This window comes from Pseudomonas sp. 24 E 13, assembly GCF_900004715.1.
Lineage (GTDB): Bacteria > Pseudomonadota > Gammaproteobacteria > Pseudomonadales > Pseudomonadaceae > Aquipseudomonas > Aquipseudomonas orientalis_A.
Genome location: NZ_CVTO01000133.1, coordinates 1 through 8,125 on the forward strand (window position 1 = coordinate 1; position 8,125 = coordinate 8,125).

Sequence of the window (8,125 nt, forward strand, 5' to 3'; positions counted from 1 at the left end):
GCTTGCCCCCGATGACAGTGTGTCAGTCAGCTTATCTGTAGCTGACCCACTGCAATCGGGGGCAAGCCCCCTCCCACAGTTGGTTTTGTTTTGTTCTGCAGATTCCAGTCAGAACGCGATAGACGTCTGCACATACACCGTGCGCGGTTCACCCACGTATTTGCCCTTGTTGTTATCGTCGAACGAGCGCGTGTAGTACTGCTTGTTGAAGATGTTCTTCACCCCGACCGCCACATTCAAGTCCGACAGCTGCGGGCCGAAGTCATACGCTGCGCGGCTGCTGAACAGCATGTAGCCGGGGATGCGTCCGTTGGCGCCGTCGGCGCTTTCGGCCTGGGTGTTGGCGTTGTCGGCGAACTGGCTGCTCTGGTAGCTGCTGTCCAGGTTGAGCTTCCACGGGCCTTCGGTGTACCCCACGCCGAGGGTGCCTTTGTGTTTGGACGAGAAGGGCACGCGATTGCCTTTGTTCGGGCCGTCTTCACGGATGGTCGCGTCGACATACGCATAGCTGGCGTACACGTCGAAGCCGGCCAGCGCCGGGCTCACGCCGTCGAGGGCGTAGTTGATGCTCGACTCGATGCCCTGGTGCCGCGTTTCACCGCGGGCGATCACGGTGTCGTTGGTCTGGTTGCTGTCGTACTGGTTGTCGAAATTGATCAGGAACGCACCGATTTCCGCGCGCAGGCTGCCGTTGTCATAGCGTGTGCCGAGCTCCCAGGTGCGGGCTTTTTCCGGCTTCACTTCGCCGCTGTTCACGCGGTTGGGCATCTGGCTGTACTGCACGCTGCCGAACGAGCCTTCAGTGTTGGCGTAGAGGTTCCAGTCGTCGGTGAGGTGATAGAGCACGTTCAACGCCGGCAGCGCGGTGTTGTAGTCGCCTTTGTATTTGACGTTGCTCAGGTTGTTGGTCTGTTGGGACTCGATCATTTCGTAGCGGATGCCCGGCGTAAGGGTCCACTTGCCGATATCGATACGGTCGTCGATGAAGAACGCATTGGCTTCGGTGCCGCCACGGGTGTCGCGGTCGTTACGGCTGTCGGTGGTCGGCAGTTGCTGATTGGCGGCAATCGGCGTGCGGTAGCGCAACTCGTGGCCGGCTTCGTTGATGTAGCGGTAGCCGACGCCGACTTCGTGGCTGGTGGGGCCGAGGTCGAAGCCTTGGGCGAAGCGGGTTTCCAGGCCGCGTACCCAATACTCGCGGGGGGACAGCGAGAGGAAGTTGCCTTGATCGAGGTAACCGCTGCGCAGGGTTTTGGTGAAGAAACTGTTGACCGTGAATTCACGGCGATCCTGCTCGTAGCGGTAGCCGACGTTGAACATCGTGCGGCGGCCCCAGAACTTGTCGTAGGGGCGGGTCGACTGGTACGGGTCGGCCTTGTAGTCCTTGACGTTCAAGCCCCCAGGCATATCGGCCTCGCCGTCGTAGTACTGCGCCATGGCGTTGAAGCTGTTGGCGTCATCCAGCTGGTATTTACCCTTGAGGATCAGGTCATCGATGCGCGTGTCGCTGTTTTCACGCCAGTCGCCGCCACGGGTGCCGGAGTACAGGAGTGCGCCGCCCAGGCCATTGTCGGCGGTGCCGCCGGCCAGCAGGTTGCCGGTGGTCTTGAAGCCGTCGTGGCTGGAGGACGGGCTGGTTTCGGTCTGCAGGCCGCCTTTGACGGTGGGCGCATCCGGAATCGCGCGGGTCACGAAGTTGACGATGCCACCGACGTTCTGCGGGCCGTAGCGCACTGCGCCGCCGCCGCGCACCACGTCCACCGCGTCCATGTTGCCCATGCTGATCGGTGCAAATGAAAGTTGCGGCTGGCCATAGGGGGCGAAGGGCACGGGAATGCCGTCCATCAACACCGTGGAGCGTGATGCCAGCCGTGGGTTGAGCCCGCGAATGCCGAAGTTCAGTGCCATGTCATGGCTGCCGGTGCCGTTGTTGTCCGGGGCATTGACGCCGGGGATGCGGTTGAGCACGTCGCGGGCCTGGGTTGCGCCCTGGCGTTCGAATTCGTCACGGCGGATGACGTCACGGGCGCCGGGATGCTCGAACACGTTGGTCTGCGCCGCGTCACCGAGCCAGTCGCCGACCACGTTGGAGGTTTGCAACTCGAGGGTGGCCGGGGCGCCGGCCGGTTGCAGGCTGTAGGCGTTGTCACCCTCGGCGCGGGCTTGCAGGCCACTGCCTTCCAACAGTTTATCCAGGCCTTCGGCGGTGCTGTAGTTGCCCGTCAAACCAGGGCTTTGCCGACCGGCGGTGACCTCGGAACCGAAGGACACCAGCACCCCGGCTTCACGGCCGAACTGGTTCAGGGCCGCTTCCAGACTCGTCGGCGCGATGTGATAGGCCTTGGTGTCGGCCGCCATCGCCGGGGGCAGCGCGGCCAGGCTGAGGCTGGCGCCGAGCAGGAGTTGGCGCAGGGTACGGGCAAGAAGCGTCGGTTGCAGGGGCATGAAGGGTGGTCCTGAGAAGGAAGGATCAAGGGGGCTTTCCTTCTCTGTCACGCGAAGTAGGGAAAACGGCTCAGCGGTTTTCAAAAAACTTCACGCACGCGCCTGCACCGTCACCCAGTAGCGGGTAAAGCGTCGCACCTTGACCGGCAGGCTGACTTCCAGCAGATCGAGAATGCGTTCGCTGTCATCCAGCGGATAACTGCCGGACAGCAGCAGGTTTGCCACCTGCGGGTCGCAGTTGAGCTGGCCCCGGCGATAGCGCCCGAGTTCGCCGAGGAAGTCTTCCAAGCGCATATGCGCGGCCACCAGCATGCCGTCAGCCCAGGCGCCGCTGTTGGCGTCGATAGCGCGCGGACTGTCCCAGCCCTTGCGGGTGTAATTGACCTGGTGCGCGGCGTCCACCCTCAGCGGCAGGCCGCTGTAGTGGTTGGGCATCACGTCGACACGGCCATCGAGCACCGCCAATTGGGTATGGTCACTGAACTGCCGCACGTTCAAGCGCGCCGCCTGGCTGCTGAGCAAGCCCTGGCCGGTCAGCACGCGCAGCGGCGTGGCACCTGCGCGGGCGGTCAGCAGGATTTCACCTTCAAGCAGGCGGATCAGGCGCTGGTGGCCATCGAAATGCACATCCACCGCACTGCCGGTGTTGAGCTGCAACTGGCTGCCGTCGGCCAGCTGCACGCGGCGACGCTGGCCGACAGGGCTGCGGTAGTCCGCCGTCAACGGCGGCAAAATGTGTTGCTGGCGCAGGCTCCAGGCTGCCGCCGAACCGGCGCCGAGGATCAACAGCAGCTTCAGCGCCTGGCGCCGGCTGGTGGAGGTCGGTGCATTCAACGCCGCGTGCGCCAGCGGCGAAGGCAGGCCACGCAGGCGTTGGTTGACGCGCTGGATCTGGTCCCACGCACGCTGATGTTCGCTATGCGCCTCCAGCCATTGCTGCCAGGCCGCCTGCTGGCGCGGGTCGAGCGCGCCTTGCTGCATTTGCAGCAACCAGTGCACGGCCTGTTCGGCAACCTGGGTCGAGACATTCATAGGGCGAAGTAGCAGCGCAGGGCGGCTTTATGCAGGTGGCGCTTGACCGTGGCAATGGAAATGCCCAGTTGCGCGCCGATCTGCGCGTAGGTCAGGCCATCGAGCTGGGCCAGCAGGAAGGCGCGTTTGACCTGCACCGGCAGGCCGTCGAGCAGTTGGTCCAGTTCCACCAGGGTTTGCAGGATGATTGCGCGGTCTTCTTCCGACGGCGCGACGTGCTCCGGCATTTGCGCCAGGGCGTCGAGGTAGGCGCGTTCCAGGTCCTGGCGACGGTAGTAGTTGAACAGTACGCGTTTGGCGACCGTGGTGAGAAAGGCGCGCGGTTCGATCAGCGTGGGCGCTTCCCGCGCGCTGAGCACGCGGATGAAGGTATCTTGCGCCAGGTCGGCGGCGCTTTGCGGGCAGCCGAGCTTGCGTCGCAACCAGCCGGTGAGCCAGTGGTGATGGTCGTTGTACAGAACTTCGACGGTGTTGGACGGCGGCAACGTGATCACTCCATCAGCATCGGCATGCTTTAGAGAACAAGAATTGTTCGCATTGTAGGGCCGCAAACACGGTTCGGCAATCGACCCGAGCAGGTGATTCATCCGTTCTCTTTTGCTTATGAGAATATTTATCATTAATATTGCGCGCTGATGAACTTGGCGCCTGCCGCATGAAAAGCAAAACCTCACTGCCCGCCTCTTATCGCCTCGCCGTCACGTCGCGCGTACTGGCGGCTGTGGTCGGCGGTTATCTGACGGCCTCGCTGGCCGCGATCTGCCTTGCGCTGTGGCTGCCGACGACGCGCGCCGACGCGGTGATTGTCGGCATGATGAGTTCATTCGTGTTCTACCTGCTGGCGGTGCTCTGGTGTTTCGCCTGCCGCACCGCGTGGCGTGCGTGGGCCGGGGTGATGCTGCCCAGCGCCCTGCTCGCGACCCTGGCGGGCATTGGGTTCTGGGTGGTGCGCACATGAAAGAGGGTTTTCGCCAAGCCATGGCCTGGCTGCACACCTGGGCCGGATTGATTTTCGGCTGGCTGCTGTTTGCGATTTTCCTGACCGGCACCCTGGCCTATTTCAAGGATGAAATAACCCACTGGATGCAGCCCGAAGTCCAGGCCCATCCGGTGGACGACGCACGCAGCCTCGCCGTAGCGCAAGACTACCTGCAGCAACAGGCGCCCACGGCCGCGCGCTGGTTCATTACCTTGACCAACAGCCGCGACCCCGGCCTGTCGGTGATGTGGCAGGACAAGGTCGACCCCGGCAAGCGCGGCAACTTCATCCAGAAAGTCCTCGACCCGGTCAGCGGCCAAGCGGTGCAGGCCCGCGAAAGCATGGGCGGTGAATTCTTCTACCGCTTCCACTTCCAACTGCAGATGCCTTACCCATGGGGCCGCTGGCTGTCGACCCTCGCCGCCATGGTGATGTTTGTCGCGCTGATCACCGGCATCATTACCCACAAGAAAATCTTCAAGGACTTCTTCACCTTCCGCCCGCGCAAGGGCCAGCGCTCCTGGCTGGACGGGCACAACGCGGTGGGCGTGCTGGTGCTGCCGTTTCACCTGATGATCACCTATAGCAGCCTGGTGATTTTCATGAGCATGGTCATGCCGGCGCCGATCGTGGCCTCCTATGGCAATGACAGCCGTGCCTTCTTCAATGAAGTGTTTCCCAGTTCCGATAATGCCCCGGCACTCGGCCAGCCGGGTAGGTTGCTGCCGTTGTGGCCGATGTACCAGCAGGCGCAGCAACAGTGGGCGGGGGGGCATGTCGGGCGCCTGGCGGTGAATAACCCGAGCGACGTCAACGCCTCGGTGAATGTATTTCGCGCCGGCTCCGACAGCGTGGTGCAAGATTTTGGCAGCACCGTTTCCTTCAACGGCACCACGGGCGAGTTGCTGCGGGTCAGTGGTGAACCGTCCTTGCCATCGGTCATCGGTGGCAGTTTCTACGGCTTGCACATGGGCCATTTCGCCGGCCCGGTGCTGCGGTGGTTGTATTTCATCTGCGGCCTGGCAGGCACGGCGATGATCGGTACAGGCCTGGTGATATGGCTGGGCAAACGTCAGCTCAAGCACGCCAAAACCGGTGTAATGCCCTTTGAACTGCGGTTGGTGGAGGTGCTGAACATCGCCAGCATGTCGGGGCTGATGATCGCCATCGCGGCGTTTTTCTGGGCCAATCGACTGCTGCCGGTGAGTATGGCCGAACGTTCCGACTGGGAAGTGCAGAGCTTCTTTATCGCCTGGGGGCTGAGCCTGGTGCATGCCGCGTTGCGGCGCGGTCGCCAGGGCTGGGTCGAGCAGTTGAGCCTGGGCGCGCTGCTGTTTGTGGCCATCCCGTTGATTAATGCCCTGACTACGCCGTATCACTTGGGCACTTCGCTGATGAGCCGCGACTGGGCCATGGCCGGCTTCGACCTGACATGCCTGGCCAGCGGCCTGTTCCTGGGATGGGCTGCCTGGAAGATGCAGCGTCGCGCCGCGTTGCAGCCCAAGGCAGAGCGCGCGCGTGCATTGGCGTTCAAGCAGGAGGCCGGCTGAATGTTGCTCGCGCTGCTGCTGTGCTACGCCGGGTTTACCGCGCTGTGCCTGGCCACCGATCGTCATCACGGCGAGTTGCTGCGCAGCAAACCCACGCCTGCACGGCGCCTGGGCTTGCGTGCGCTCGGCTGGTTGCTGCTGACCCTGTCGATCTGGCCGGCGGTGGCCGTCACCGGTTGGGGTCAGGGCCTGGTGGAGTGGTGCGCGGTGCTCATGCTCAGCGCCCTGCTTTTGGTGCTGCTGTTGCCGTACCGGCCACGGCTGGCCCTGATCCTCGCGGGCGTCGGCGTGCTGGCCAGCCCGGTCGCGGCGTTTGGCCTTTTCTGAGGCCCATGATGATCAGCCCGCCGCCCAAGCAACAGGACAGCGCGCACCCGGACGCGGCCGGGGGGCGTGCGCATTTCCTGCAGGTGTTCCTGTCCCAGCGTTCACAGATGGAGGCCTTGGTCAGCCGCCGTGTCGGTTGCCGCGCCACGGCGGCTGATCTGGTGCAGGACCTGTTCCTGCGCTTCTGGCGCCGCCCGCTGGTGCAGGTCGAAGAACTCAGCACCTACCTGCTGCGCTGCGCCGGCAATATCGCCATCGACCATTTGCGCAGCGAAGGCGCCCGCGTGCGCAGCAGCGAGGGTTGGTTGCCGGAGCAGCAGGACAACCAGGGCTGCGAACCCCAGGCGGCCCTCGAAGCGGGCAATGACCTGCGGCATGTCGAAGCCGCCTTGCGCAGCCTGCCCGAGCGCACCCGGCAGATTTTCCTGCTCAACCGCATTCACGGGCGCAAATACGCAGAGATCGCCAAGGCCATGGGCCTGTCCCAAAGCGCGGTGGAAAAACACATGATGCGAGCCCTGCAAGCGTGCAAGGCGAGCCTGCGCGAACCGTCAGTCCCACGTACGCCAGGGAACGCATCGTGAACGTCACTCCCACGCCCGCCCAGGAACAGGCCGCGCTCGACTGGCTGAGCCGGCTGCACGACCAGCCCGGCAGCGGCGATCAAGCCTCCTTCAGCCGATGGCTGCGCGCCGACCCCGCCCATATCGAAGCCTACGCCCAGGCCCAGGTGCTGTGGGAGCTGAGCGAGGTGCCGGCACGCACCCTGGCCGACGAAGACGCACAGGCCTTGCAGGGTTACCTCGATGCGATGCGCCGTTCCGGGCGCTCGCGCCTGGTGCGTGGGGCCGGCGCCCTGGCCATGGCGGCCTGTTTGTTGTTGATGGTGTCGATGGGCGCCGGTTGGCAGCCGTCGCGTTGGGTCGATGACCTGGGCGCCGATTACGTGACGGCGCCAGGGCAGGTGAGGACCGTCACCCTGGCCGATCAGTCCCTCGTCACGCTCGACGCCGACAGCGCGATTGCGGTGGATTTCAGTCACGGCGAGCGGCATATCCAATTACGTCGCGGGGCCGGTTTTTTCCGCGTTGTCCACACCGGCCAGCCCTTCGTGGTCGAGGCGGGCGATGGAGAAACGCGGGTGCTGGGCACACAGTTCGAAGTGCGCCTGCAACCGGCAGGGGCCCAGGTGACCGTGCTGTCGGGCCGGGTTGGCGTAACGCCCTCCGCACAGGCGCCGCAGCAAATTCTGACGGCAGGCCAGCAAGTGGCCTACGCCGACGGTGTAGCCGAGCCGCTGCACTCGGTGGACAGCGAATCACGCCTGGCCTGGCGCGACGGTTGGCTCAACTACTACAAGGCGCCGCTGGCCGAGGTGATCGGGGACCTCAAACGTTACTACCCGGGCCGCATCCTCCTGCTCAATGCCGAGATGGGCGCCAGGCGCGTCAGCGGCAGCTTTCCAAGCGACGACCCTGTCGCCGTGTTGAAGGCCTTGCAAGCGGTCCTCGGCTTCGAGCAACACACGCTGCTGGGGCGGGTGATTGTGTTGCGCTAGGCGCACGGGGCCGTTCAACTCGCACGATCAACGGCCTGCCACCGATTGCGGTGTATCAGCTACAGATAGGCTGACTGACACACTGCTATCGAGGATAGGTATCTACACCACTCTGTAACCCCCAAACGTAACCACGATGCGAAGCGAGCCGCTCTTGATCTTGCTCTGCTTTTGATCCTAGGCGCCCCGTTAAACCACGCTGGCCGAACGCAGGCTTGAATCCGTGGGTAACCC

Annotated in this window: 8 protein-coding genes; 5 read left to right on the forward strand and 3 right to left on the reverse strand. The window is 64.0% G+C overall.

All coding sequences use genetic code 11. From position 1 onward, the window contains the following. Nucleotides 1-108: 108 nt before the first annotated feature. The 3 genes from fecA to BFP90_RS16765 form a co-directional block, all read right to left on the reverse strand. Nucleotides 109-2,445, reverse strand: coding sequence for a TonB-dependent Fe(3+) dicitrate receptor FecA (gene fecA, locus BFP90_RS16755; RefSeq protein ID WP_065894833.1), 2,337 nt, complete (start codon nucleotides 2,443-2,445; stop codon nucleotides 109-111). A 90-nt stretch (nucleotides 2,446-2,535) separates the two neighbouring features. After that, nucleotides 2,536-3,477: a FecR domain-containing protein gene (locus tag BFP90_RS16760; protein ID WP_065897478.1), complete on the reverse strand. Its 942-nt coding sequence runs from the start codon at nucleotides 3,475-3,477 to the stop codon at nucleotides 2,536-2,538. Then, nucleotides 3,474-3,962 (reverse strand): sigma-70 family RNA polymerase sigma factor, encoded by a 489-nt coding sequence (locus BFP90_RS16765; RefSeq protein ID WP_065897480.1) that lies wholly within the window; start codon nucleotides 3,960-3,962, stop codon nucleotides 3,474-3,476. Before BFP90_RS16765 ends, BFP90_RS16760 begins: the two co-directional genes overlap by 4 nt. Nucleotides 3,963-4,132: 170 nt before the next feature. Here BFP90_RS16765 and BFP90_RS16770 point away from each other — a divergent pair, with 170 nt between their 5' ends. Genes BFP90_RS16770 through BFP90_RS16790 form a run of 5 tightly spaced genes read left to right on the forward strand, consistent with a single transcriptional unit; the run spans nucleotide 4,133 to nucleotide 7,891 of the window. Beyond that, complete coding sequence (locus tag BFP90_RS16770; RefSeq protein ID WP_065894836.1) at nucleotides 4,133-4,435, forward strand: DUF3649 domain-containing protein; 303 nt, start codon at nucleotides 4,133-4,135, stop codon at nucleotides 4,433-4,435. After that, on the forward strand, nucleotides 4,432-6,006 hold the full coding sequence (locus BFP90_RS16775) for a PepSY-associated TM helix domain-containing protein (protein ID WP_065897482.1): 1,575 nt from the start codon (nucleotides 4,432-4,434) through the stop codon (nucleotides 6,004-6,006). Before BFP90_RS16770 ends, BFP90_RS16775 begins: the two co-directional genes overlap by 4 nt. Then, entirely contained in the window at nucleotides 6,007-6,333 is a 327-nt protein-coding gene (locus BFP90_RS16780; RefSeq protein WP_065894838.1) for a DUF3325 domain-containing protein, read from the forward strand. 5 nt (nucleotides 6,334-6,338) lie between these two features. Continuing rightward, entirely contained in the window at nucleotides 6,339-6,917 is a 579-nt protein-coding gene (locus BFP90_RS16785; protein WP_065897484.1) for an RNA polymerase sigma factor, read from the forward strand. Next, nucleotides 6,914-7,891, forward strand: a complete 978-nt coding sequence (locus BFP90_RS16790; protein ID WP_065897486.1) for a FecR family protein — start codon at nucleotides 6,914-6,916, stop codon at nucleotides 7,889-7,891. The genes BFP90_RS16785 and BFP90_RS16790 overlap by 4 nt, the downstream gene beginning before the upstream one ends. Nucleotides 7,892-8,125: the final 234 nt, after the last annotated feature.